Origin of the sequence: Pantoea sp. NGS-ED-1003, from assembly GCF_000738765.1 — a bacterium.
Lineage (GTDB): Bacteria > Pseudomonadota > Gammaproteobacteria > Enterobacterales > Enterobacteriaceae > Pantoea > Pantoea septica.
Map to the genome: position 1 here is coordinate 54,794 of NZ_JPQA01000007.1, position 25,470 is coordinate 80,263.

The window sequence follows — 25,470 nt, forward strand, 5'->3', positions numbered from 1 at the left end:
AAGCGTCCCGCGACAGGGATATCGCCAGGGGTTACGGCGCGTTATGCGCCGTTTCCCGTCCCCATGGCCAGAGCCACGCCAGAATCATCTGCGGATAGCTGCGCTTATGCGACTTTTCACGCGCCTTTTTCTCCGCTTCCGTGAGCCTGTGGATCGCATCCGTTGGCGCATAGTCGGGGGCTTTTAGCGGCGAATGGGCTTTGACATAGTCGCGCAGCACCTCGGCGTCGATATCTCCCGGATTCTGATAGCCCGAATGGGTATCGAGGCGCGGATAGCCGTCGCCGCCTGCGGCGTTAAAGCTGTTGGTCGCCATGCGGTAGGTTTTATTCTCCTGTAGCGGCTGGCCGTTTATCCGCACATCGCTTACCGTACTGCCGTCCGCCACCAGGCTGACGTGCGCAAACTGCGCAAAGCCGCCCGTATCAGGCTTGATGTTCGCCACCACGTCGAGATATTTCTTCACCTCGGCGCCGGTTAGCGTCACCGACACCACCTGATTGCCGAACGGCTGCACCTGCAGCAGATCGCGCCAGCTCAGCTTGCCTGCCGGCAGCGAGGCGCGAATGCCGCCGCCGCTCATCACCGCGAAGTCCGCCTGGGTTTTCGCCATCTGCGCGCGCAGAATCAGCTGCCCGAGATTGGTCTGGGTAAAACGCACCTGCTCGCGCTCGCCGTCAAACGGCCCCGCCGCGCTGCCGACGGCGACGTTCAGACGCGCTTCGGCCCGTTTCTGATAAGGCATCAGCAGCTTCATCATGGCGGTATTTTTCGGGATCTCCTGCTGATACGTCAGCCAGGTCTCGCTGCCGTCGGCGTTTTTGATCTGATGCTTGAGGTTGACCGGCACCAGCGCGTAGGACTCCAGCGCCACCTCGCCGTTGCGCCAGGTAAAATCGCCGCGTCCTACATATTCGCCCCACTGCCCCGCCTGCATGATCCAGACGCCGTTCTGCTTGTCTGGCTGGCAGGCTGCGCCTGGCTGCCAGGCCTTTACCCGTTCGTTCTCTTTCGCCATGCAAAGCGTATCGTGCGAATGGCCGCCAACGATCATCGCGACGGTGCCGGGCGGCAGGCTGCGCGCCAGCGTCACGTCGCCAGGGGCGTTGCTGCCATGCTCGCCGTTGTCGTCATAGCCGAGATGGCTCAGCACCACAATAACGTCAGGCTTCTCGCCTGCGCGTAGCTCCGCCACCGCTTTTTCCGTTTCGCTCACCGGATCGCGGAACTCGATATCGCGCAGATGCGCCGGATTCGCCAGCTTAGCGGTATCGGGCGTCGCCAGGCCCAGCACGGCGATCTTCAGCCCCATACGATTGAAAATCGCCCAGGGTTTGAAGAGCCGCTGGCCGGTGCTTTTCTGGTAGAGGTTAGCGGCGAGAAAAGGAAAACGCGCCCAGCTCTCCTGCTTGCGCAGCACCTCGAGCGGATGGTCGAACTCGTGATTGCCGAGCGCCATAGCGTCATAGCCGATCAGGTTCATGCCGCGAATATCGGGCTCCGCCTCCAGCGCGTCCGACTCTGGCACGCCGGTGTTGACGTCGCCCGCCGAGAGGATCAGCGCGCCGCCGCCTTTGGCCTGCACGTCGTAGCGCAGCGTATCCATTAAGGTCTTTTGCGCCGCCAGACCATATTCGCCCTGCGCGCTGTACCAGAAATGACCGTGCTGGTCGTTGGTGTGGAGAACGCTAAAGCGGTAAGTGCGATCCGGCTCGGCAGCCTGAGAAAGCAAGGGGGTCAGCGCCAGCAGCGCAAGGCCGGTGGTAGCCCATCGTGATAACAGCAAAGCCTGTCTCCTTATTTTAAGCAGTCCCGTTCCGGGTGGTGTCAGCATGCTGACCCACTGTGTCGCATATTCCACTGTTTAACTCAAGATGAAACACCGCTATCGCTGGCACTGAATTACTTTTAACACTCATCGCCAAAGAAGAACCGAAGCGCTAAAGCTGGCGCAAAGCTCTGCCTGAGGTCGGCTGGCGCCCTTCGGCACGCATTCCAGCGCGATAGTGGTCATCAGAACGCCATTTTTCAGGAGGATATTGTTATTACGCGCCGCGCAATCTTGCTTCTTTACGGCTCAGATTGACGAAAACAGAGAAAAACAGCGATTCGACTCCGCTTTCCTCTTATTTTCAAACTTTTTTCTTATTATCCCGCAAATAGCACAGCGAAAATTAGCACATTGCCTTAAACTTAATTGTTACAGGCAGATACATTTGCACACAAGGAGACAGGCATGCATCACACCACACCGCTGATCACCACCATCGTCGGGGGGCTGGTCCTGGCGTTTCTCCTTGGCATGCTCGCACAGCGGCTACGCATTTCGCCGCTGGTCGGCTATTTGCTGGCGGGCGTGCTGGCTGGACCTTTTACGCCGGGCTTTGTCGCCGATACCAATCTTGCGCCGGAGCTGGCGGAGCTGGGCGTTATTCTACTGATGTTCGGCGTCGGGCTGCACTTTTCGCTGAAGGACTTAATGGCGGTAAAGAGTATCGCCATTCCCGGCGCGGTGGCGCAGATCGCCGTCGCCACGCTGCTGGGAATGGGCCTCTCCGCCTGGCTGGGCTGGTCGCTGATGACCGGGCTGGTGTTCGGTCTCTGTCTCTCCACCGCCAGCACCGTGGTGCTGCTGCGCGCGCTGGAAGAGCGGCAGCTGATTGACAGCCAGCGCGGCCAGATCGCTATCGGCTGGCTGATTGTCGAGGATCTGGTGATGGTGCTGACGCTGGTGCTGCTGCCCGCCATTGCCGGCATGCTGGAACAGGGCAACGCCAGCCCGCAGCTGCTGGCGTGGGATCTGCTGCTCACCATCGGCAAGGTCGCCGCCTTTATGGTGCTGATGATGGTGGTGGGCCGCCGCGTAGTGCCATGGATCCTGGCGAAAAGCGCCGCCACCGGCTCGCGCGAGCTCTTCACCCTGGCAGTGCTGGCGCTGGCGCTCGGCATCGCCTTCGGCGCAGTGGAGTTTTTCGACGTCTCTTTTGCCCTCGGCGCTTTCTTCGCCGGCATGGTGCTGAATGAGTCAGAGCTGAGCCATCGTGCCGCCCACGATACGCTGCCGCTGCGCGACGCCTTCGCGGTGCTCTTTTTCGTCTCGGTAGGCATGCTGTTTGATCCGATGATCCTGGTGGAGCAGCCGCTGGCGGTGCTGGGCGCGCTGGTGATTGTGGTGCTGGGCAAATCTGTCGCCGCCTGGCTGCTGGTGACGCTGCTGGGCCATTCGCGCCGCACCGCGCTGACTATCTCCGTCAGCCTGGCGCAGATCGGCGAATTCGCCTTTATTCTGGCCGGACTCGGCATCTCCCTCAACCTGCTCAGCAGCGAGGGGCGTAACCTGGTGCTGGCGGCGGCGATCCTCTCGATTATGCTCAACCCTATCTTGTTCAGCCTGCTGGAGCGATTCCTGGCGATGAGCGAAAGTCGTCAGGCGCAGGCGCAGGAAGAGGCGGTTGAGGAGGAGAAGCAGATTCCGGTGGATATCTGCCATCACGCGGTCATCGTCGGCTATGGCCGGGTCGGCAGCCTGCTGGGCCAGAAGCTGCTGGAGGCGGACGTGCCTTTCGTCGTCGTGGAGAACTCGCGCGCGCGCGTCGAGGCGCTGCGCGAACAGGGCATTCGGGCGGTGCTCGGCAATGCGGTGCGCGCCGAGACCATGGAGCTGGCGCGGCTCGACTGCGCGCGCTGGCTGCTGCTGACCATTCCCAACGGCTTCGAGTCGGGCGAGATCGTCACCACCGCGCGCGAGAAGTTTAACGACATCGAGATTATCGCGCGCGCGCACTACGACGATGAAGTGGAATACATTATGGCGCGCGGCGCCACGCGCGTCGTGATGGGCGAGCGTGAGATCGCCAGCAGCATGCTGCATATGCTGGAGGCGGAGATCGCCGAGCGCCCTATCGTACGCGAGTGCCCGATTTAAGCTGCAGAGGCAGAGCGCCGTTTTACCACGGCGCCCGCGCGGAAAGAAAGCAGGCCCCGGCAGGTGCCTGCCCTCTTCCTGCAAGGCTTAACGATCCCAGTAGGACTCTTCCAGGCTGTCTTCGCGCTCCGGCAGGCCGCGCGTCAGACGCGGCGAATGCTGGTTAAGCACCTGATAGCTGACGCGGTTGGCGTACTTGCACACCTGCGCCAGCGACGAATAGGTCAGGTATTCGCGCGCATGCTTGCTGGAATTCGGCACTTTTTGCCGATGGTAGTTATTCGCCGTGATGTCGTGCAGCAGCGCCGCCAGCGCGCCGTCGCCCGCGCCGTTGGTGTTCATGATTTTCTCCGGTCCGCCCATATAGGGCGCAATATGGGAGAAGATGCGCAGCGGCTGCTCGCACTCCTGCTGACGCATGGCGCGGCTGAACTCATACTGGTTGAACTCCGCGATCGCGCCAGGCAGCAGCGGATGATTGGTTTTGCGCTTGAACGCTTCCTCGGTGTAGCCCGCCATATAGAGGCCGGTCGGACCGGCGGTGCAGAGCACCAGATCGACCCACTCCAGCGCCATATCGGCCGCGCGCAGCGGATCCGATTCCCCGGTCAGCGCCAGCGCCTCCTCTTCGTTCATCGCCACAATGGTGACGTGGTCGCGCAGAAAGTCGCGCCAGAACTGCGGGTTGTCGCCGATGACATACTTCGTGCCCAGCGTCAGCACCACCGGCACGTTGTGGCGTTTCGCGTACTCAATCGCCTGCAGGGTGGCCTGCGGCATCGGCTCGCCTTCGCCGCAGCGCACCAGGTAAGAGGTGAGCACCAGCGCCGACGCGCCGGCGATGACCGCTTCGGGAATGCTTTCGGCGCGCAGCTGGTTCATCTGCCCGGGACTGATAGCGAAGGTACGTTCGCCCTGCTCGCCGATCAGCGTAAAGCAGCGGCCAATGGCGCCGTCGACGCCCTGCAGATAGTTGAGATCGACCCGGCTGGAGGTGTTGCAGAGGTAGCGATAGGCGTAACCGCCGATCTGAATATTGCTGCACATCACGCCGAGCAGCACCGACCGGTCATCGGCCAGCACCGAGTAGTTGTGCAGCGTATTGCCGATGGTGCCGCCGGCGAACTGATGGCTAATCAGGTTATCGCGCAGCAGCTCGTGGTAGAGCGCTTCGGCAACGTCGTCGGCGATCACTAAGGAGTGCCCGGCGCTCAGGCCGTAGCGAACCAGAAAGGCGTCATCGACTTTGGCTTCAATATCCACCAGCGTCTGATCGATTCCCACGACCCAGCTGCCCTCTTCCACCTCCTGCGAGGCGGCGTGCAGCAAGGGATCGCGAGCGCTAACGGGAAAATAGTGTTTGGATTTGCGTTTGCCGGGAAATTTCATGATGGGCGCCGTCAGAAAAACAGGCGGAGGATGATAGCACATTCTCCGCCGCGGCTTTAACGACGCGCGTTGACCAACTGCACCATCATCTCGATGTGGGCCGCGTCGGCGTTGAGCGCCGGGATATATTCGAACTTTTCGCCGCCGCCGTGCAGGAAGAACTCGCGGTTCTGCTCGTTGATCTCCTCCAGCGTTTCCAGGCAGTCAGAGGCGAAGCCCGGACTCATCACCTGCACATGCTTAATGCCCTTTTTCGCCAGACCCTGCATGGTTTCGTCAGTGTAGGGCTGCAGCCAGGGTTCGCGGCCAAAGCGCGACTGGAAGGTCATCATAATTTGGTCGTCGCGCAGGCCCAGCGCCTGCTGCAGCAGCGCCGTGGTATCGCCGCAGCGCAGCGGGTAGTCGTCGCCCTCTCTGGCGAAGCGCTGCGGAATGCCGTGATAGGAGAGCACCAGCAGGTCCGGCTGGCCGTGGGCCGCGAAAGAGCGCTCGACAGACTCTTTCAGCGCGGCGATATAGGCCGGATGTTCGGCGTAGTCGCGAATAAAGTTGATATCCGGCAGGGTACGCGCGGTTTTGAAGGCGCTGTAGAGACCATCCCAGACCGCCGCTACCGTGGAGCAGGAGAACTGCGGGTAGAGCGGCAGCACGATCAGGCGCGTGACGCCCTGCGCCATCAGGCTGTCCACCGCGCTCTGCAGGCTGGGGTTGCCGTAGCTCATGCCCAGCGCCACCGGCATATCGACGCGCGCCGCCAGCGCCTCGCGCTGCTGCTTGCTATAGACCATCAGCGGCGAGCCGCCCTCCATCCAGACAGAGGCGTAGAGCTTCGACACGCGCGGCGAGCGAAACGGCAGAATGACGCCATTGAGGATCGGCCACCAGAGCCAGCGCGGCGTATCGACGACGCGAGGATCGCTGAGAAACTGTTTCAGATAGCGCTTTACAGCGGGAGTTGTGGGGGCGTCTGGCGTACCGAGATTAACCAGTAACACGCCGGGCTTGTCTTGCCTCATTGTTATTCCTTGATAGCGGAGATGCGTGAAAACAGGAGGAATTGTAGCGGAAAGCGGGAGAGGGAAAAGCAATTACTGCAAAAGGGGCTGGCACTGCCAGCCCCAACGGCGTTAGCCGAGAATGCGCGCCAGCTGCTTGCTGACCTCGGCGACCGGCTGGGTGCCGTCGATTTTGTGGTAAGCGGTGTTGCCCGCTTCCGCTTCTTTGCTGTAGTAGGCGATCAGCGGCGCGGTCAGCTGATGGTATTCCACCAGACGCTTGCGCACGGTCTCTTCCTGATCGTCTTTACGCGTGGTCAGCTCTTCGCCGGTGACGTCGTCCTGACCTTCCACCTTCGGCGGATTGTATTTTACGTGATAAACGCGGCCCGACGGCGCATGCACGCGGCGGCCGACGATGCGATCGACGATCAGCTCGTCAGGCACCGCGAACTCCAGCACGCTGTCAATTTTGATGCCCGCTTCTTTCATCGCGTCCGCCTGCGGGATGGTGCGTGGGAAACCGTCCAGCAGAAAACCGTTTTTGCAGTCTTCCTGCGCGATACGCTCTTTTACCAGCGCGATAACCAGCTCGTCAGTGACCAGTTTACCGGCGTCCATGATGGCTTTCGCCTGGTTGCCGAGCTCGGTGCCGGCTTTAACCGCCGCACGCAACATATCGCCCGTGGAGATTTGCGGAATGCCGTATTTCTCCATGATGAACTGAGCCTGAGTGCCCTTACCTGCGCCCGGAGCACCGAGCAGAATAATACGCATTGCGTAAATCCCCTTGCGAATCGCATTGATCAATCTAGAAGGCGAAGACCATACCATTATGACCCGCTCACCACAAGAAAGGCGCGGCTTCCTTGCCGGCAACGGCAGCCCGTTTCTCCATAAACGGCGACGGGCAGGCACGGCTACTCGCTTTTTTCAGATTCGCCGCCAGGATTGAACAGCGCCTGAACGCGCCTGAGGATGTGCGGCGTCAGGTTGGTTTGCTTGCGCGCGCCGCCGCGCTGGGTGGCGCGCACCAGCAGATAGCCCTGCTGCGGCCACAGCTCCAGATCGCTGGCGGGACTTAGCGCGGCCAGCAGCCTCGGCGGCAGCGAAAAGCTGGCGAACGGCATGCCCGGCGTATGGCTGGAGATGAGCGGCTGCGGCGCATTAAGACTGATCGCCTCGACGCTGGCGTGATTGTAAGGACGCCAGCCCTGCTCGCGCAGACGGCCCAGCGCGGCCAGCACCGGCGCCGCCAGCGGCAGGCCCTGTTCGAACAGGCGCAGCTCGCTGCGTACCAGGGTGCTGAAGTCGGCGGTGCGCAGCGCCACCAGCACCAGGCCGCCCGGCAGATCGGCATGGCGGTCGAGACGCGCCACGAAGAGGCCGGCGTGAGCGATCACCACTTCATGCAGCACGCTGGCGAAGCTTTCGCTGGCGTCGACCACGCCCTGCTGCATGGCCGCTTGCAGCGGCCGCACGCGACCTTGCGGCAGCGCGACGTGGGCGACGAAATTGATATTCCCGGCCATCAGCGGCACGGCAGGCAAGACGTTCAGCTCCGTCACAGGATAGTGGGTAGCGTAGCGCGTCTGGTTGCGCGCCTGCTCCTGACGCAGAAACAGCTGGGAAAGCAGGATGCGCGCCACGTGCAGCGAAGGGGCGAAGAACAGATCATACTGCTCCAGCCGGTAATGCCGTGACAACAGGGTGCGTAACCGGTCTCGCGCCTCGGAAGGTCGATCGGCCCAGGGATGAAATGCCATCGCGTCGTGGTTCTCTTTTATCGGTCAGGTGATGGCGGCAACAGCAGACCAGGCATAGCTTTGCCTGGCAGTCAACCCGCTATAATCAGCGGGCCAGGTTAGCGGAATGCGGCTGGACTTTAAAATGATATAAACTGACAATCCCTGTTAGGTTTTTACACAGGGGATGAGTATGACCCGGCTACCTCCGCTAAGGGCGCTGCACCATTTTCACCAGGCGGCGCTGCATAGCAGCTTTAGCGTGGCGGCCGAGCACCTGCACGTTACGCACAGCGCCGTAAGCCATCAGATTCGTCAGCTGGAGAGCTGGATGGGCAAGCCGCTTTTCGTGCGCACCAACGGACGCGTGAAGTTAACCTCGCACGGCGAGCGTCTGCTGCTCAGCTGTCAAAAAGCCTTTAGCGAACTATCCACCACCTGCGCCAGCATTCGCACCGGCATGCGCCATCATCTCAGCCTCTCCTGCGCGCCGAGCTTTTTGTCGCAGTGGCTGATCCCGCGCATCAGCACCTTTTATCAGCGCTATCCCGATATCGAGATCCACTTTCAGGGGCAGATGGAGCTAAGCCAGCTGCGCAGCGAGCATATCGACGTGCTGATCCTCAGCTATGAGCAGCCGCCCGAAGGGGATATCGATGCGACGCTGATCGGCGACGACTATCTTGGGCCGCTCTGCGCGCCGCTGTTCGCCTCGCGCTTTCGCGGCGCGCAGGATCTCGCCGCGCTTCCCCTGCTGCACGTCGATACGCGCCTGCACGCCTGGGCGGAGTGGGCGAAAAACGCCGAGGTGCGCGGCAATTTCTGGTCAGGTAAGCATTTCGACAATTTGACGCTCGGCATTCAGGCGGCGAAAAACGGACTGGGCGTGATTGTGGCGCCGCGGCTTCTGGTGCGCAAAGAGCTTGAAGAGGGAACGCTGATCGCCCCGCTCGGCTTTGTGCGCGCCGATCGCGCGACCTGGATGATGACCAAGGAGTCGCGGCGCAACGACGGGGAGATTACGCTGTTTCGCGACTGGCTGCGCGAGGCGGCGCAGCAGTAAGATCATACAGGCCACCCGCGACCGCATCGCTGTAAAAAAAGGCCGATGCATACGCACCGGCCTTCATGTCTGTAGCTGCGAGCTTACGCAGATAGCGCTGACCGATCGCAAAGTCGCTATTCGCATCCCTGCCGCTCGGCCCGCGACATCCTTGTCGCGGGACGCTTTGCTCTTCGGTCAGCGCTACCTGCGTTTTAGCAGACGCGTCGTCTGGAATAATCAGACATTGAGCGTTACTTAAGCCGTCAGCAGCTGATTCATTCGACGGATAAACTGGTTAGGATCGTCCAGCGTGCCGCGTTCAGCCAGCAGCGCCTGATCCAGCAGCAGCTCGACCCATTCGCCGAAGCGCGCGTCGTCCTGGGTATCCGCCACGCGTTTCACCAGCTGGTGGTCCGGGTTGATCTCGAAGATATACTTCACTTCCGGCACCGCCTGGCCCGCCGCGGCGAACAGTTTCGCCATCTGGGTACTCATCTCGTTGGCGTCGGTGGTAACGATAGCGGGCGTATCGGTCAGACGATGCGTCAGACGCACCTCTTTCACGCGGTCACCCAGCAGCGTTTTCACACGATCCACGAACGGCTCCAGCGCCTTCTCCGCCTCTTTCTGCTCTTCGCTCTCTTCATCCGCCAGCTTGCTCAGCGACTCGTCTGCCTTGCTGACCGACTGGAACGCCTTGCCGTCGAACTCGGTAAGATAGCTCATCATCCACTCGTCGATGCGATCGGAGAGCAGCAGCACCTCGATGCCTTTCTTGCGGAACAGCTCCAGATGCGGGCTGCTCTTCGCGGCGGCGTAGCTGTCGGCGGTGATGTAGTAGATCTTCTCCTGACCTTCCACCATGCGGCTCACGTACGCCTCCAGCGACACATTCTGCTCGGCGCTGTCGTTGTGCGTCGAGGCAAAGCGCAGCAGCTTCGCGATCGCTTCCTGATTGGCGCTGTCTTCCGCCGGGCCCTCTTTCAGCACCAGACCAAACTCTTTCCAGAAGGTCTGGTATTTCTCGGCGTCGTCTTTGGCCAACTTCTCCAGCATCTGCAGCGTGCGCTTCGTCAGCGCGCCGCGCAGGGTCTGGGTGACGCGGCTGTCCTGCAGGATCTCGCGCGACACGTTCAGCGGCAGATCGCTGGAATCGATCAGGCCGCGCACGAAGCGCAGGTAGTTCGGCATAAACTGCTCGGCGTCATCCATAATAAAGACGCGCTGCACATAGAGCTTCAGGCCGTGCTTGTGATCGCGATTCCACATATCGAACGGCGCGCGCGACGGGATATAGAGCAGGCTGGTGTACTCCTGCTTGCCCTCGACGCGGTTGTGGCTCCAGATGGCGGGATCGCTAAAGTCGTGCGCGATATGCTTATAGAACTCGTTGTACTCTTCGTCGCTGATGTCAGACTTGTTGCGCGTCCACAGCGCCTGGGCTTTGTTAATCTTCTCCCAGGTGGTGGTGTCGTTCTCTTCGTCTTTGCTTTCAATCTCTACCGGCAGCGCGATGTGATCGGAATATTTGCCGATAATGCTGCGCACGCGCCAGGCGTCGAGGAACTCATCTTCGCCTTCGCGCAGATGCAGCGTAATCTCGGTGCCGCGATCGGCTTTGGTGATATCGGCGATGGTATATTCGCCTTCGCCCGCCGACTCCCAGAATACGCCTTCATCAGCCGCCGCGCCGGCCGCACGGGTGCGCACCGACACTTTGTCCGCCACGATGAACGCCGAGTAGAAACCGACGCCGAACTGGCCGATCAGCTGGCTGTCTTTCGCCTGGTCTGAGCCCAGCGATTCAAGGAAAGATTTGGTGCCGGATTTGGCGATGGTGCCCAGGTTCTCAATCACCTCGTCGCGACGCATGCCGATACCGTTGTCCGACAGCGTCAGGGTGCGTTTGTCCTTATCCACAGAGAGACGCACGCGCAGCTCGCCGTCGCCTTCATAGAGGCTGGCGTCCGACAGCGCGCGGAAGCGCAGCTTGTCGGCGGCGTCCGAGGCGTTGGAAATCAGCTCGCGCAGGAAAATCTCTTTGTTTGAATAGAGGGAATGGATCATCAGGTGCAGAAGCTGTTTTACCTCTGACTGAAAGCCACGCGTCTCTTGTCCTTTCATGGTCATTGTTACCTCAACGGAATCAGGTTGAACGAACGTTGAAGTTGATGTGGGGATGGTGCGGAAAATTTCAAGCCGACGTCGTTAACGACGTCGGCAAGCGTTCAGAAAGTAATCTTGTGGCGTCCCGCCAGCGAGTGGGAGAGCGTGGTGCCGTCTACCATCTCCAGCTCGCCGCCAACCGGCACGCCGTGAGCGATGCGGCTGGCTTCGACGCCGTACTGGCCGCAGAGCTCGGCGATATAGTTGGCGGTCGCTTCGCCCTCAACCGTAGGGTTGGTGGCGAGGATCACCTCTTTCAGGGGCTCTTTCTCCAGCCGCTGCTCAAGTCGATCCAGCCCGATATCCTGCGGGCCGATGCCGTCCAGCGGGGAAAGATGGCCCATCAGCACAAAGTAGCGACCGGCGAACTGGCCGGTCTGCTCGATGGCGTGAATATCCGCCGGGCTTTCCACCACGCAGATTAGCCCATTCTGCTGACGCCGGGGATTGGCGCAAATGGTGCAAATTTCCTGCTCGGTGAAGGTGCGGCAGTCGGCGCAGTGGCCGATTTCGGACATGGCGCGCGTTAACGCCTGCGCCAGCCGCATGCCACCGCTGCGATCGCGCTGCAGCAGCTGAAACGCCATGCGCTGCGCCGACTTCGGCCCAACGCCGGGCAGGCAGCGCAGCGCCTCCATCAGAGATTCAAGCAGTGGACTGGTTTGCATCAGAACGGCATCTTGAAGCCGGGCGGCAGCTGCATGCCCGAGGAAACAGAGGCCATTTTCTCTTTCTGCGTTTCGTCGATACGGCGAGCGGCATCGTTGAATGCGGCGGCGACCAGATCTTCCAGCATATCTTTGTCATCTTCCAGCAGGCTGGGATCGATCTCCACGCGGCGGCAGTTGTGCGCGCCGTTGATGGTGACTTTCACCAGGCCCGCGCCCGATTCGCCAGTCACTTCCAGCGCGGCGATCTCTTCCTGCACTTTGGCCATTTTGTCTTGCATCTGCTGGGCCTGCTTCATCAGGTTGCCCAGTCCGCCTTTACCAAACATAGTTTTCTCTCTCAGCTAAGGCCGCATCGCTATCCATAAGACAGCGGCAGCGTGGTCAAACGGGTCGGATACTCTCTTCATCCAGATCGGCGTCGAAGAACCGGCGCAGCGTCTGGATGTGGGTATCACTAATGATAGACTGGCGCGCCTGCGCCAGCTTCTCTTCATAAATGGCCTGTCGCCACTCGAGTGGCGTCAATACCGCAGGATTATCATCTTCAATGATAGTCAATTCAACGGACTGACCGGCGGCGTCGCTCAGCGCGGCCGCCAGCACCTGCTGCGCCGACGCGGAGTTCAGGTGACGCTGCGTGGAGCGCAAATGCAGGCAGACGCCCTGCTCCGTGCGCTCTTTCCAGGCGTTCAGCGCCAGCTGCTGCACCAGCTTCGGCAGCGGCAGCGCGGCGATTTCCGCCGCCCAGGGATCGCGCTGCTGCGCTTCTTCCATCAGGCGCGCCGCCAGCTCAGGGGTTTTCTCATGCTCAAGCGCCGAACGCAAGGCTTTTGGCGTCGCCACCGGTTCGGGCGCCGCCTCGACCGGCGACTGCGCTTTCCAGCGATACGCCTCTTTTTTCGCCGGCGCCGTCTCGCGCGGACGCGCCGCCTGCGCGCGTTCGGTGACGGAGGCCAGGCGCTCCAGCGCGGAGGTAGCCGGCCGCGTCAGGGACGCTGCCGGCTCACTCTTTTTTGGTTTGCTGGCCCCCTGGCGCAGCAGCTGGGTGCGCGCCTGCAGGAGCTGGCTGGTGGTATCGGAAAACGAGCCGTCAGGCGCGGCGGCCGGCGGTGCGGCGACCGGCGGCGCGACCCGTTCCTGCGGCGGCGCGGGCGGCGCCATCTGCGGCTGCGCGGCGGCGACATGCTGCTGCGGCGCGACGGCGTGCGTCTGCGGCGGCGCGACTGCGGCGGACGGCTCCGCCTGCGGCGTCATGGTTGGGCGCGCTGCCGGTTCGGCAATCGCCGTTTGCGGATGGAACGCCAGCGCGCGCAGCAGGGTCATTTCGACGCCCATGCGGCGGTCGGGTGCCAGCGGCAGATCTTTGCGCCCCATCAGCAGCGTCTGATAGTAGAGCTGAACGTCGGCGGGCGGCACCACGCGCGCCAGTTCGCGCAGGCGCGGCGCGTGGCTCTCTTCTTCATCGCTGATCGAGCCGGGCAGCAGCTGCACCATGGCGATGCGGTGCAGCAGACGCAGCATCTCCACCAGCAGCGCTTCCCACTCCACGCCGCGCGACGCGGCCTGGTTGAGCAGCGTCATCACCTGTTCGCCGCTGCCGTCTACCAGCGCCTCGATCAGGCCCAGCGGCTGCTCATCGTCCAGCGTGCCGAGCATCTGGCTGACCACGAGGCTGCTGACTACGCCCTGCCCCATCGCGATCGCCTGATCGGCCAGGCTAAGCGCGTCGCGCATGCTGCCGTCGGCGGCGCGCGCCAGCAGCTGCAGCGCGCGCGGTTCGTTTTCGATCTGCTCCTGCTGCAGCACATAGTCAAGCTGCTTGCGGATCAGTTCAACGTCCAGCGCCTTGAGATGAAACTGCAGGCAGCGGGAGAGGATCGTCACCGGCAGCTTTTGCGGATCGGTGGTAGCCAGCAGGAATTTAACGTGCGACGGCGGCTCTTCGAGCGTTTTCAGCAGCGCGTTGAAGCTGTGGCGCGACAGCATATGCACTTCGTCGATCAGATAGACCTTAAAGCGGCCGCGCGCGGGGGCATACTGCACGTTGTCCAGCAGATCGCGCGTGTCTTCCACCTTGGTGCGCGAGGCGGCGTCGATCTCGATCAGATCGACGAAGCGGCCCTGTTCGATCTCGCGACAGTTGTCGCACTGGCCGCACGGCGTGGCGGTGATGCCGGTTTCGCAGTTGAGTCCCTTCGCCAGCAGGCGCGCGATGGTGGTTTTGCCCACGCCGCGCGTGCCGGAGAAGAGATAAGCATGATGGAGACGTCCCAGTGACAGTCCATTCGCCAGCGCGGTCAGGACATGTTCCTGACCGACAACGTCAGCAAATGCCTGAGGACGCCATTTTCGCGCAAGTACCTGATAGCTCATGTGGATTCGATCACTGGATGTGGTTGGAAAGATGAGCGCAGACGCGCTGCAACCCCTGTATATCGTTGCAGTAGTTTAACAGCGACGGCGGGCATTGCCTATCACTTGCTGGCCTCGCGCGCGGCGAGGCCATCGTCACTTAGTGACCCGGGAAGTTGACCAGGCTGTAGCAGTTGACGCCCAGCGCTTTCAGGCGAGATTCGCCGGTCAGATCGAAGAGGTTAATCACGAACGCGGCGTCTTTGACCTCGCCGCCTGCGCGGCGGATCAGCTTGACCGTGGCTTCGATGGTGCCGCCGGTCGCCAGCAGATCGTCTACCACCAGCACCACGTCGCCAGGCTTAATGGCGTCTTTGTGCAGCTCGAGCGCATCGGTGCCATATTCCAGCTCGTAGGATTCGCTGAAGGTCTCGCGTGGCAGTTTGCCAGGTTTGCGCACCGGCACGAAGCCGACGCCTAATCCCAGCGCGACCGGCGCGCCGAACAGGAAACCGCGCGCTTCGGTGCCGACGACTTTGGTAATGCCACGATCGCGGTAGCGCTCAACGAGCAGCGCGATGGTCGCGGCGTAGGCTTGCGGATCTTCCAGCAGGCTGGTGACGTCGCGGAAGAGGATCCCGGGTTTCGGGTAATCCGGAATGCCTTTAATGCTCTCTTTAATGAATTCAAGCTGCTGCGCAGTTGCGGTCATAATGTTACGCCTGGTAAAAACTTTATATCGCGCAGCTTCCATAGCGTCAGATTCCAAAATGAATCAGACGCAGAGAGTAAAAAAAGGGAAGCCACGCACGAAGATGCCCAAATCTAAGCAAATGGCCGGCTAAATGCAACCTTATCGCGGCGGCGCGCGATCGTCGGGCGATTCGGCCACCACAGGAATACGCCACATCATCAACAGCAAAAAGCAGAGCATTACGCCAAGAAAAAGGCGCACCCACAGAATTTTCACCAGCCAGATCGAAACGCAAAAGGTCACCAGCGTCAGCGCCATGGCGCGCCCTTTCGCGCCCGGCGGCATCGCGCGGTGGCGCTGCCAGTGGCGCAGATAGCGGCCAAACGGCGAGCGCCATAGCAGCCAGTGGTGAAAGCGCGGCGACGATCGGGCGAAGCACCAGGCCGCCAGCAGCACGAATGGCGTGGTCGGTAATAATGGTAATACAATGCCCAGCGCGCCGAGTATGATAGCCAGCCAGCCGAGAGTCAGCAGTAAAATACGTTGCATAGCCTTGCCTGAATCCTTTGCATGCGCGCTACGTTAGCACAGATAAGGAAAAGATAATGGCGGACGCCACCACACAACAGCGCCTGGCCGCCTGCCTGGCGGCGCTTAAAGCGCAGATCGCGCGCCATCCCGACGGCCACTGCCGCACGCCGCGCTTCGACCGCCAGCTGTTTACCGCCAGCGGCACGCGGCTGGCGGACTATCTGCAGGAGATTGAACGCAATCTGCAGCTGCTCTGCGCCTCGTCGAATGCGCAAGAGCGCGTCTGGCTGGCGGAGAAGCTGGTGAATCAGATTGCCGCCCTGCAGCGCGAAGCGAACACGCAGCAGCTGCGCCCGCGCCGCGAACGGCCCGCGGCGACGCCGCGCCAGCAGAAGCTGGCGGAATATCGCGAGTATGAGCGGCGGCTGCAGGCGATGATCGACCAGCGCGAACAGCGGCTGGCGCTGGCGGAGAGCCTGGCGGCGCAGCAGCAGTTGAAGCAGGATCTCGAGGTGCTGGAGGGCCGCATGGCGCGCTGTCGTCAGGCGATTCATGCGGTGAACTGGGCGCTTTCGCTGCGCGGCGACGCTCTCTGACGCCTATACTTAGCGCCATCTGTTCAGGAGCCTGAAATGGGAATCATCGCCTGGATTATCACGGGAGCGGTCGCGGGCTGGCTGAAGCGACGCTTTTTCCCCGGACGCCCCGGGGGCCTTGTCGCCACGCTGGTGCTGGCGGTAATCGGCGCGCTGGTTGGCGGCTATATCGCCAGCTATTTCGATCTTGGCTCGCTGGCGACGCTCCACCCCGCCGCGCTCGGCATCGCGCTGGCCGGCGCGCTACTTATGCTGCTGGTCGCAGCGAAACTGCGTATATAAGGAACGAGAATGTCACTGGAAAACGCGCCTGACGAGATAAAACTGGCGGTAGATTTGATTCAGCTGCTGGAAGAGAACCGCTTGCCAGCCGACACCGTGCTGGCGGCGCTGGCGATCGTGCAGCGCGACTTCGAGAAAAAGCGCGACGCGAAGCGTCAGGCCTGATGCGACGCAGTTAACGTCGGGCTCAGACGCAGCATATCAATAAAGGCTTCGACGATTTGCGGCGCGCTCGCGGCCAGGTCGAAGCTCTCCGGCGTAAACAGCCAGCTCTCCATCATGCCGTTGACGTAGCCCCGCATCAGCAGCGCCGCCTGGCGGGTATTGAGCGTGACGGGTAATTGCCCAGCCTCAATGCACTCTTTCAAAACATCTTCTATTTTGTCATAACATTCTGACAGCAGGCTCTGCTGCATGATTTGCAGCGCGGCCATTTCGCCGACGAACTCGCACTTATGGAAGATGATCTCCATTAGCGCGCGGCGCTGCGGATCCTTTGCTGTTGCTTCAAAGATATAGATCAGCATCGCGCGCAATACAGAAAGTGGATCGCCAGGGTATTTTGTCTGATACTCAAGTTCCACATCATCAAGCCCAGCGTCGGTGCGCAGCCAGATTTCGTGTAACACATCGGCTTTATTTTTAAAGTGCCAGTAAATTGCGCCCCGCGTTACGCCAGCCGCTGCGGCAATATCCGCAAGCGAGGTGGCGGAAACGCCCTGGCAGGAAAATAACGCAAGGGCGGCATCAAGAATTTGATGACGCGTTTCAAGTGCTTGGGCTTTGGTTTTTCGTGCCATAGGGAGCTTTTTTTACAAACTGGCAAGTTTACATACATTTGTGAATGTATGTACCATAGCACGACCCGGGTTTTAGCGCAGCAATGGGTTTATCGGTTTGTGATCCATTGATCAATTGATATCGGACACTAGAGGTTTATTTATGAATAAAAACAGAGGATTAGCGCCTCTGGCGGCCGTCCTGATGCTTTCAGGCAGCTTTGTGTTAACAGGATGTGATGATAATAAATCCCAGCAAGCCGCCCAGCAGCACCCGCCGGAAGTGGGCGTTGTCACCCTTAAAAGCGAACCCCTGAAGATCACCACGGAGCTGCCGGGCCGTACCTCCGCCTATCGCGTGGCTGAAGTGCGCCCTCAGGTTTCCGGTATCATTCTGAAGCGTAATTTTGTGGAAGGCAGCGATATTAAAGCGGGCGAATCGCTTTATCAGATCGATCCTGCCACCTACCAGGCAAGCTACGACAGCGCCAAAGGCGATCTGGCGCAGGCGGAAGCCAACGCCCGCATCGCGCAGCTGACGGTTAACCGCTACAAGCCGCTGCTCGGCACCAAATATATCAGCCAGCAGGATTACGATAACGCCGTCGCTACCGCCGCGCAGAACGCCGCCGCGGTGCAGGTTGCGAAAGCGAACGTCGAAACCGCCCGTATTAATCTGGCCTACACCAAAGTGACCTCGCCTATCAGCGGTCGTATCGGCAAATCGTCCGTGACCGAAGGGGCGCTGGTGCAGAGTGCGCAGACCACCGCGCTGGCCACTGTGCAGCAGCTCGATCCGATGTATGTCGACGTCACCCAGTCCAGCGACGAGTTTATGCGCCTGCGCGCGGAGCTGGAATCTGGTCAGCTGAAACAGGTCGACGGCAAAGCGACCGTTACCCTGCTGATGCAGGACGGCAGCGAATCGCCGCAGAAGGGCACGCTGGAGTTCTCGGACGTGACGGTTGACGAGACCACCGGCTCTATCACCCTGCGCGCTATCGTGCCGAATCCAGATCACAAACTGCTGCCGGGCATGTTCGTCCGCGCGCGTCTGGAGGAAGGCACCAACCCGAATGCGCTGCTGGTTCCGCAGCAGGCCGTCGCCCGTACGCCTACCGGTCAGGCGACCGTCATGGTGGTGGGCGCGGACAACAAGGTTGAAGTGCGCAGCGTCAACGCCGCGCAGGCGATCGGCGACAAATGGCTGGTAACCTCTGGTCTGAAAGAGGGTGAACGCGTGATCAGCGTCGGCACGCAGCGCGCGAAGCCAGGCGCTCAGGTGACGCCGCAGGAAGTCTCTGCCGAGCAGAAATCTGACGCGAATGCGCAATCTCAGACCCAGTCTGAAAAAACTTCGTCTTAACAGGAGCCGTTGATACATGGCTAAGTTCTTTATCGATCGCCCCATCTTTGCGTGGGTAATCGCCATCATCGTGATGCTGGCGGGTGCGCTATCGATTCTTAAGCTGCCGATCGAGCAATATCCCAACGTTGCTCCGCCGGCCGTGCAGATTCGTGCCGCCTATCCGGGCGCCGATGCGAAAACGCTGCAGGACTCCGTGACGCAGGTTATCGAACAGAATATGAACGGTATTGATGGGCTGATGTACTTCTCATCAAACAGTGATTCTTCCGGTAACCTGCAGCTGACCCTGAGCTTTGAATCCGGCACCGATCCCGATATCGCGCAGGTCCAGGTGCAGAACAAACTGCAGCTGGCGATGCCGCTGCTGCCGCAGGAAGTGCAGCAGCAGGGTATTCAGGTGCAGAAATCCTCCAGCAGCTTCCTGATGGTGGCGGGTTTCGTCAGCGATGACGGCTCAATGACCCAGAACGATATCTCCGACTTTGTCGCATCGAATATCAAGGACCCTATCAGCCGTACGCCAGGCGTGGGCGATACCCAGATCTTCGGTGCGCAGTATGCGATGCGTATCTGGATGGACCCGGCCAAGCTGAATAACTACCAGCTGACGCCGGTCGACGTCATTAGCGCCATCAACACCCAGAACGCCCAGGTCGCGGCGGGTCAGCTTGGCGGCGCGCCTGCCGCACCGAACCAGCAGCTCAACGCCTCGATTATCGCCCAGACGCGTCTCACCTCGACCGACGAATTCGGCAAGATCCTGCTGAAGGTGAATACCGACGGCTCGCAGGTTCGCCTGCGCGACGTAGCGAAAATCGAGCTGGGCGGCGAGAACTACGAGGTTATCGCGCGCTATAACGGCAAACCGGCTTCCGGTATCGGTATCAAACTGGCAACCGGCGCAAACGCGCTGGATACCGCCAATGCGGTGAAGGCGGAGCTGGGCAAACTGCAGTCGACCTTCCCGGCCGGCCTGAAGGTAGTTTATCCCTATGACACCACGCCGTTCGTTAAGATCTCGATCTTCGAAGTGGTGAAAACCCTGTTTGAAGCGATCGTGCTGGTGTTCCTGGTGATGTATCTCTTCCTGCAGAACTTCCGCGCCACGCTGATCCCGACTATCGCGGTGCCGGTGGTGCTGCTCGGCACCTTCGCTATCATCAGCGCCTTCGGCTACTCGATAAACACGCTGACGATGTTCGGTATGGTGCTCGCCATCGGCCTGCTGGTGGATGACGCCATCGTGGTCGTGGAGAACGTTGAGCGCGTGATGGCCGAAGATGGCCTGCCGCCGAAAGAGGCGACCAAGGTCTCAATGGAGCAGATTCAGGGCGCGCTGGTCGGTATCGCGCTGGTGCTCGCGGCGGTGTTTATCCCGATGGCCTTCTTCGGCGGCTCAACCGGCGTTATCTACCGTCAGTTCTCTATTACCATCGTTTCTGCGATGGCGCTGTCGGTGCTGGTGGCGTTGATCCTGACGCCGGCGCTCTGCGCCACAATGCTGAAGCCGATCAAGAAAGGCGATCATGGCAAAACCACCGGTTTCTTCGGCTGGTTTAACCGCCTGTTCGACAAGAGCACCAACCATTACGTCGACAGCGTCGGCCATATCGTGCGCAGCACCGGTCGCTATCTGTTGATCTATCTGGTGATCGTGGTGGGCATGGCGTATCTGTTCCTGCGTCTCCCCTCCTCCTTCCTGCCGGAAGAGGATCAGGGCCTGCTGCTCGCTCAGGCGCAGCTGCCTGCGGGCGCGACGCAGGAGCGTACGCAGAAGGTTATGGATCAGATCACGGACTACTTCCTGAATAAAGAGAAGGACAGCGTGAAGTCGGTGTTTACCGTTAACGGCTTCGGCTTCTCCGGCCGCGGTCAGAACACCGGTATCGCCTTCGTCAGTCTGAAACCCTGGGATGAACGCAGCAGCAGCGATCTGAAGGTGCCGGCTATCGCCGGTCGCGCTATGGGCGCGCTGGGCCAGATCAAAGATGCGATGGTGTTCCCGTTCAACCTGCCGGCGATTATCGAACTGGGTAACGCCACCGGCTTCGACTTTGAGCTGATCGACCAGAACAACCTTGGTCATGAAAAACTGACCGAAGCGCGTAACCAGCTGCTGGGTATGGTGGCGCAACACTCCGATACGCTGGTGGGCGTGCGTCCCAACGGCCTGGAAGATACGCCGCAGTACAAGCTGACTATCGATCAGGAAAAAGCGCAGGCGCTGGGAGTATCGCTTTCCGATATCAACACCACGCTCGGTTCCGCCTGGGGCGGCTCTTACGTCAATGACTTTATCGATCGCGGCCGCGTGAAGAAGGTCTACGTGATGGGCGAAGCCAAAGATCGTATGCTGCCTGACGATATCAGCAAATGGTACGTGCGCAACAGCAGCGGCAACATGGTGCCCTTCTCCGCCTTCTCGTCGGCGAAGTGGCAGTACGGTTCGCCGCGTCTGGAGCGCTATAACGGTCTGCCGTCAATGGAGATTCTGGGCCAGGCTGCGCCAGGCAAGAGTTCTGGCGACGCCATGAACCTGATGGAAGAGCTGGCCTCGAAACTGCCTGCGGGCATCGGCTATGACTGGACCGGCATGTCCTATCAGGAACGCCTCTCCGGCAACCAGGCGCCTGCGCTCTATGCGATCTCGCTGATTGTGGTCTTCCTCTGTCTGGCGGCGCTCTATGAGAGCTGGTCGATTCCGTTCTCGGTCATGCTGGTGGTGCCGCTCGGGGTTATCGGCGCGCTGATCTTTACCACGCTGCGCGGACTAAGCAACGACGTTTACTTCGTGGTGGGTCTGTTGACCACCGTCGGGCTATCGGCGAAGAACGCCATTCTGATCGTCGAATTCGCCAAGGATTTGATGGAGAAAGAGGGCAAAGGTCTGGTAGAGGCGACGCTGGAAGCCTGTCGTATGCGTCTGCGTCCGATTCTGATGACCTCGCTCGCCTTTATTCTCGGCGTGTTGCCGCTGGCGATCAGCACCGGCGCAGGTTCCGGCGCGCAGAACGCCGTCGGTACCGGCGTAATGGGCGGGATGGTGACGGCGACCGCGCTAGCGATCTTCTTCGTTCCGGTCTTCTTCGTGGTGGTGCGCCGCCGCTTCGGCAAGAACAAAGCGGAGCTGGAAAAAGGTCACCCAACCGAACAGAGCCATCAGCATTAATCTTTGCTGAATGACAAAAGGCCGCGCAAGCGGCCTTTTTTATTGCTGGCGCGCCTGTTCGCCCCTCTTCACTCGCTTACCCGCGGGTAATCCCTCAAAAGATCGCTCAGGGATCTTTTCGCCATCGTAGCCGACACAGGTTGCATTTATTGCCAACGCGCGCCATAATACTGTTACTTTATAACATAACATTTGCGAGGCGTTATGAAACCGACTATTCATCCTGACTATCGTCCTGTGGTGTTCCACGACACAACCGTCGATAAATATTTCAAAATCGGCTCCACCATTAAAACCGAGCGTACCATCGATTTTGAAGGCGAAACCCTGCCCTATATGACGCTGGACGTCTCGTCTGCTTCCCACCCCTACTACACCGGCAAGCAGAAAGAGTTCGCCAAAGAGGGCAGCGCCGCGCGCTTCAACCAGCGCTTCGGCCGTTTTCTTAATAAATAAGGACGCTACAGATGCAGGTATTGAGTTCACTGGCGTCGGCCAAAAAGCGCCACAAGGATTGCAAGATCGTGCGCCGTCACGGACGCGTTTTTGTGATTTGCAAATCGAATCCGCGCTTTAAAGCGGTGCAGGGAAGAAAGAAGAAACGTTAGTGAGTGTCGTGACAGCTGGCCGGGGAAATCCCCGGCCTTTTTTATTTCATGCTGCGGATCATCGCTTCGACATTGTGACGGAACGCCGCGACATAGGTGGGCGCAGGACCGGAAGGCTGCGACAGCGCTTCTGGATAGAGCTCGCCGCCCGGCTGCGCGCCGGTTGCGCTGGCGATCTGCTTCACCAGGCGTGGGTCGGTTTGATTTTCAATAAAATAGCTATGGATATGCTCAGCCTTGAGCTGCTGGATCAGCCCACCGACCTGGCTGGCGCTCGCTTCCGCTTCGGTAGAGAAGCCGACCGGCGCCAGAAAGGTCACGCCGTAGCGCTGCCCGAAATAGCCAAACGCGTCGTGGCTGGTCAGCACCTTGCGCTTCGCTGCCGGTATCGCCGCAAAGGCGGTTTTTGCCCAGCCGTCCAGCGTCTGCAGCTGCTGAATATACTTTTCGCCGCTGCGGCGAATCGCATCGGCGTCTTGCGGATCCGCCTTAATTAGCGCGTTCATCACGTTGGCGGCGTAGATGACGCCGTTGTGCATGCTATTCCACGCGTGGGGATCGGTCACGGTTTTCCCCTCCTCTTCCATCGTGCGCGTCGCTATCCCGCGCGAGGCCACCACGGCGTCGCCTTTATAGCCCGAAGCGCTCACCAGACGATCCATCCATCCCTCCAGCCCCAGACCGCTGACGATGACCAGATCCGCGCTGGCCAGCGCCTGACTATCCTGCGGCGTCGGCTCGAAGGTATGGGGATCGCCATTCGGTCCGACCAGCGATTTTACGTTCACGTGTTCGCCCCCTACCTGCTTTACGATATCCGCCAGTACGGTAAAACTGGCGACGACATTCACGGTTTTCGCCATGGATAGCGGGCTGATCAGCAGCGCGCCGATCGCCAGGCTTAACGGTAACTTCTTCATAAATACCCCTGTTTAATGGCGGCGCAGAAGGCCGCCGCATGGACCTGCCAGAATAGAAAGAAAAAAGAGCAGCGCGGCGCTTAGCACCACCGCCGGGCCCGCCGGCAGCGAGAAGCGCCAGGAGAGCATCAGTCCGATAACGGCCGCGGCGATCGCCAACCCCATCGCAGCGGCGAGCATCCATGCCAGATGCCGGCTCCAGAATCGGGCGCTGGCGGCGGGCAGCATCATCAGCCCGACCGACATCAGCGTGCCGAGTACCTGAAAGCCCGCCACCAGATTCAGCACCACCAATAGCAGAAACAGGCCGTGCACTAGCGGTGCGCTCCATTTGCCCTGCGCGCGCAGAAAATCGGGATCGAAAGCGTCAATCACCAGCGGCCGGTAGATCGCCGCCAGCATCAGCAGGGTAAAGGCGGCAATAGCGCCGACCAGCAACAGCGCCGGCTTATCCACCGCCAGCAGCGAGCCGAACAGCACATGCAGCAGATCGACGCTCGAGCCGCGCAGCGATACCAGCGTCACGCCGAGCGCCAGCGAGCCCAGGTAGAAACCGGCGAAGCTGGCGTCCTCTTTCAGCGGCGTGTAGCGGCTTACCGCGCCGGAGAGCAGCGCCACCGCCAGCCCGGCGATAAGCCCGCCGACGCCCATCGCCACCAGCGACAGGCCCGATATCAGATAGCCGATGGCCGCGCCCGGCAAAACCGCGTGCGACAGCGCGTCGCCAATCAGGCTCATGCGACGCAGCGACAAAAAGACGCCGAGCGGCGTGGCGCTGACCGCCAGCGCCACGCAGGCAATCAGCGCGCGCCGCATAAAGCCGAATTCGATAAAAGGCTGAATCAGCGTCATAAAGCCGGGCTCCGCAATGCGACCGATGCCTCTCTGGCAGAGTGTTCGCCAGCATCGTCCAGCGACAGCACCTCGCTGAAATAGCGCTCTACCAGCGGGCGGTCGTGCAGCACCACCAGCAGCGTAGTGCCCGCCTGACGCTGCTGTTGCAGGATCGACATCAGCAGCGTCACGGTTTTGCTGTCGATGCCGTTAAAAGGCTCATCCAGCAGCCACAGCGCGCTGCGCTGCAGCAGCAGCCGGGCGAACAGCACGCGCTGCAGCTGACCGCCCGACAGCGTGGCGGGCTGCGCGCTGGCGAAATCGCGCATCTGCACCGCATCCAGCGCTTGCTCGATCTCCCGGCGCATGCTGCGGCTGATGCCGCCAAACCAGCCGCAGCGCGGCCAGCAGCCGATCGACACCAGTTCAAAAACGGTTAGCGGAAAGCGCGTCTCCAGCTCGCTGCGCTGCGGCATCCAGCCGATAGCCTTGCGGGGAAGTTGCAGCTCGCACTTTCCGGCAACCGGTTTTATCAGTCCGGCGATGGTTTTTAGCAGCGTCGATTTGCCGCTGCCGTTGGCGCCGACCAGCGCCGTCATGCTGCCAAAGGTTAATTCGGCATTAATGACCGGCGTTACTGCCCTGTTCTGATAGCCAGCCTGCAGCTGGGCGAAGCGCATCATGATGCGACTCCCCACTTTATCGCCAGCGCCAGCAGGACGATGATGAACAAGGCGACAGCGACTCGTCCGCCCAGTGAAAGCAGCATTCCGCTCTGATTCATAACTCACTCATTATGTTATAACATAACAATAATCTATCCTGGTTTTAGCGCGAGGTGTGCAGGCAATATGTTTCAAAAGGTATCAGCAGATCTGTACGTCTTCTTAAAAGCAGAAGCCATTTATCTGATTCAGCGAGAAAAAAAGCTTTACGAATAATAACAATAGGTTTTGTCGTTAAGAGAGGAGTTGCAAAGTGGTTGCACAAGTCTAATGATCGGTTTAACAATCTATTGAGCGGTAAATGAAATGTCTCTGCAGCTTGAAAGCAATATCAACCCGGATAACCCGTCCGTCCCAGAATTAACGGCGTTTATCCAACGGAATATTCCCAAAATAGCGCAACCTCTGGCAGGTGACTTGCAATGGTATTCACCGCACGCGCAGTTAGTTCCAGAGAGTTTTAAAATAAAGTCTGTAGAAAAGTTAGCCAGCAATCGTTTTAAAATGCTTTATCAATTCGATGGACATATATTTAGTCCTTGCCTGGATTTAAATGAAGTTTTTACTCGCGAAGAACAGGTTCTGTTTCAGGTTCTTCCCGGCAGACTTGAGTTTGAGCTCATAGAGAGCCAGCAACCTTCACCCGCTGACGAATTGTAATATTTGGTAATTGAG

25 protein-coding genes and 1 other annotated feature are annotated in these 25,470 nt (G+C 60.2%); of the genes, 10 read left to right on the top strand and 15 right to left on the bottom strand.

The window, feature by feature from the left end; translation table 11 throughout:
* Nucleotides 1-31: 31 nt before the first annotated feature.
* On the bottom strand, nt 32-1,786 hold the full coding sequence (ushA, locus tag JS46_RS14790) for a bifunctional UDP-sugar hydrolase/5'-nucleotidase UshA (RefSeq protein ID WP_033752651.1): 1,755 nt from the start codon (nt 1,784-1,786) through the stop codon (nt 32-34).
* 450 nt (nt 1,787-2,236) lie between these two features.
* Between ushA and ybaL the strand changes: the two genes are divergently transcribed.
* Complete coding sequence (ybaL, locus tag JS46_RS14795; protein WP_033752653.1) at nt 2,237-3,925, top strand: YbaL family putative K(+) efflux transporter; 1,689 nt, start codon at nt 2,237-2,239, stop codon at nt 3,923-3,925.
* 87 nt (nt 3,926-4,012) lie between these two features.
* Here ybaL and JS46_RS14800 read toward each other — a convergent pair whose 3' ends face one another.
* The 4 genes from JS46_RS14800 to JS46_RS14815 form a co-directional block, all read right to left on the bottom strand.
* Nucleotides 4,013-5,314 (bottom strand): inosine/guanosine kinase, encoded by a 1,302-nt coding sequence (locus tag JS46_RS14800; RefSeq protein ID WP_033752654.1) that lies wholly within the window; start codon nt 5,312-5,314, stop codon nt 4,013-4,015.
* A gap of 56 nt (nt 5,315-5,370) precedes the next feature.
* Nucleotides 5,371-6,330 carry a ferrochelatase gene (gene hemH / locus JS46_RS14805; protein WP_033752655.1) on the bottom strand — a complete coding sequence of 320 codons (960 nt, stop codon included), beginning with the start codon at nt 6,328-6,330 and terminating at the stop codon, nt 5,371-5,373.
* A gap of 111 nt (nt 6,331-6,441) precedes the next feature.
* Entirely contained in the window at nt 6,442-7,086 is a 645-nt protein-coding gene (gene adk / locus JS46_RS14810; RefSeq protein ID WP_033752657.1) for an adenylate kinase, read from the bottom strand.
* A 143-nt stretch (nt 7,087-7,229) separates the two neighbouring features.
* Nucleotides 7,230-8,075: a DUF6024 family protein gene (locus tag JS46_RS14815; protein ID WP_033752658.1), complete on the bottom strand. Its 846-nt coding sequence runs from the start codon at nt 8,073-8,075 to the stop codon at nt 7,230-7,232.
* Between the two features lie 172 nt (nt 8,076-8,247).
* Between JS46_RS14815 and JS46_RS14820 the strand changes: the two genes are divergently transcribed.
* Nucleotides 8,248-9,117, top strand: a complete 870-nt coding sequence (locus JS46_RS14820; protein ID WP_033752660.1) for a LysR substrate-binding domain-containing protein — start codon at nt 8,248-8,250, stop codon at nt 9,115-9,117.
* Between the two features lie 237 nt (nt 9,118-9,354).
* On the opposite strand, the gene htpG is transcribed toward JS46_RS14820, so the two are convergent.
* From htpG to JS46_RS14850, 6 genes are all read right to left on the bottom strand, one after another.
* Complete coding sequence (htpG, locus tag JS46_RS14825; protein WP_033752661.1) at nt 9,355-11,229, bottom strand: molecular chaperone HtpG; 1,875 nt, start codon at nt 11,227-11,229, stop codon at nt 9,355-9,357.
* Nucleotides 11,230-11,327: 98 nt separating this feature from the next.
* On the bottom strand, nt 11,328-11,933 hold the full coding sequence (recR, locus tag JS46_RS14830; RefSeq protein ID WP_033752663.1) for a recombination mediator RecR: 606 nt from the start codon (nt 11,931-11,933) through the stop codon (nt 11,328-11,330).
* Nucleotides 11,933-12,262: a YbaB/EbfC family nucleoid-associated protein gene (locus JS46_RS14835; RefSeq protein WP_033752664.1), complete on the bottom strand. Its 330-nt coding sequence runs from the start codon at nt 12,260-12,262 to the stop codon at nt 11,933-11,935. The genes recR and JS46_RS14835 overlap by 1 nt, the downstream gene beginning before the upstream one ends.
* 55 nt (nt 12,263-12,317) lie before the next feature.
* Complete coding sequence (gene dnaX / locus JS46_RS14840) at nt 12,318-14,309, bottom strand: DNA polymerase III subunit gamma/tau (protein WP_033752665.1); 1,992 nt, start codon at nt 14,307-14,309, stop codon at nt 12,318-12,320.
* Nucleotides 12,909-12,970 (bottom strand) — a sequence feature (DnaX frameshifting element). Its footprint overlaps the gene before it by 62 nt.
* A 139-nt stretch (nt 14,310-14,448) precedes the next feature.
* Nucleotides 14,449-15,000, bottom strand: coding sequence for an adenine phosphoribosyltransferase (gene apt, locus JS46_RS14845; RefSeq protein WP_033752667.1), 552 nt, complete (start codon nt 14,998-15,000; stop codon nt 14,449-14,451).
* 141 nt (nt 15,001-15,141) lie between these two features.
* Nucleotides 15,142-15,531, bottom strand: coding sequence for a DUF454 family protein (locus JS46_RS14850; protein WP_033752668.1), 390 nt, complete (start codon nt 15,529-15,531; stop codon nt 15,142-15,144).
* A gap of 56 nt (nt 15,532-15,587) precedes the next feature.
* Between JS46_RS14850 and priC the strand changes: the two genes are divergently transcribed.
* The 3 genes from priC to rsmS are packed head-to-tail and all read left to right on the top strand — an operon-like array spanning nt 15,588 to nt 16,556.
* Nucleotides 15,588-16,109 (top strand): primosomal replication protein PriC, encoded by a 522-nt coding sequence (priC, locus tag JS46_RS14855; RefSeq protein WP_033752669.1) that lies wholly within the window; start codon nt 15,588-15,590, stop codon nt 16,107-16,109.
* Between the two features lie 36 nt (nt 16,110-16,145).
* Nucleotides 16,146-16,391: a GlsB/YeaQ/YmgE family stress response membrane protein gene (locus JS46_RS14860; RefSeq protein ID WP_033752671.1), complete on the top strand. Its 246-nt coding sequence runs from the start codon at nt 16,146-16,148 to the stop codon at nt 16,389-16,391.
* A 9-nt stretch (nt 16,392-16,400) separates the two neighbouring features.
* The gene (rsmS, locus tag JS46_RS23500; protein WP_072010446.1) at nt 16,401-16,556 is read left to right on the top strand and encodes a pleiotropic regulatory protein RsmS; all 156 of its coding nucleotides are present in this window, start codon (nt 16,401-16,403) and stop codon (nt 16,554-16,556) included.
* On the opposite strand, the gene acrR is transcribed toward rsmS, so the two are convergent.
* On the bottom strand, nt 16,547-17,191 hold the full coding sequence (gene acrR, locus JS46_RS14865) for a multidrug efflux transporter transcriptional repressor AcrR (protein ID WP_033752672.1): 645 nt from the start codon (nt 17,189-17,191) through the stop codon (nt 16,547-16,549). The two genes, rsmS and acrR, sit on opposite strands and share 10 nt — an antisense overlap.
* A 142-nt stretch (nt 17,192-17,333) precedes the next feature.
* On the opposite strand from acrR, the gene JS46_RS14870 reads away from it, so the two are divergent.
* The 4 genes from JS46_RS14870 to ykgO all read left to right on the top strand — a co-directional run bounded on the left by JS46_RS14870 (nt 17,334) and on the right by ykgO (nt 22,316).
* On the top strand, nt 17,334-18,536 hold the full coding sequence (locus JS46_RS14870) for an efflux RND transporter periplasmic adaptor subunit (RefSeq protein ID WP_033752673.1): 1,203 nt from the start codon (nt 17,334-17,336) through the stop codon (nt 18,534-18,536).
* Nucleotides 18,537-18,552: 16 nt separating this feature from the next.
* Nucleotides 18,553-21,708, top strand: coding sequence for a multidrug efflux RND transporter permease subunit AcrB (locus tag JS46_RS14875; RefSeq protein ID WP_033752675.1), 3,156 nt, complete (start codon nt 18,553-18,555; stop codon nt 21,706-21,708).
* 204 nt (nt 21,709-21,912) lie between these two features.
* Nucleotides 21,913-22,164: a type B 50S ribosomal protein L31 gene (locus JS46_RS14880; RefSeq protein WP_033752676.1), complete on the top strand. Its 252-nt coding sequence runs from the start codon at nt 21,913-21,915 to the stop codon at nt 22,162-22,164.
* 11 nt (nt 22,165-22,175) lie between these two features.
* Entirely contained in the window at nt 22,176-22,316 is a 141-nt protein-coding gene (gene ykgO, locus JS46_RS23505; protein ID WP_071997379.1) for a type B 50S ribosomal protein L36, read from the top strand.
* Nucleotides 22,317-22,357: 41 nt separating this feature from the next.
* Here ykgO and JS46_RS14885 read toward each other — a convergent pair whose 3' ends face one another.
* Genes JS46_RS14885 through JS46_RS14895 form a run of 3 tightly spaced genes read right to left on the bottom strand, consistent with a single transcriptional unit; the run spans nt 22,358 to nt 24,753 of the window.
* Nucleotides 22,358-23,236 (bottom strand): metal ABC transporter substrate-binding protein, encoded by an 879-nt coding sequence (locus tag JS46_RS14885; protein ID WP_033752677.1) that lies wholly within the window; start codon nt 23,234-23,236, stop codon nt 22,358-22,360.
* 12 nt (nt 23,237-23,248) lie between these two features.
* Nucleotides 23,249-24,088: a metal ABC transporter permease gene (locus tag JS46_RS14890; protein ID WP_033752679.1), complete on the bottom strand. Its 840-nt coding sequence runs from the start codon at nt 24,086-24,088 to the stop codon at nt 23,249-23,251.
* Nucleotides 24,085-24,753, bottom strand: a complete 669-nt coding sequence (locus JS46_RS14895) for a metal ABC transporter ATP-binding protein (protein ID WP_033752680.1) — start codon at nt 24,751-24,753, stop codon at nt 24,085-24,087. The genes JS46_RS14890 and JS46_RS14895 overlap by 4 nt, the downstream gene beginning before the upstream one ends.
* A gap of 348 nt (nt 24,754-25,101) precedes the next feature.
* Between JS46_RS14895 and JS46_RS14900 the strand changes: the two genes are divergently transcribed.
* Nucleotides 25,102-25,455 (top strand): hypothetical protein, encoded by a 354-nt coding sequence (locus JS46_RS14900; RefSeq protein ID WP_051905629.1) that lies wholly within the window; start codon nt 25,102-25,104, stop codon nt 25,453-25,455.
* Nucleotides 25,456-25,470 lie beyond the last annotated feature (15 nt).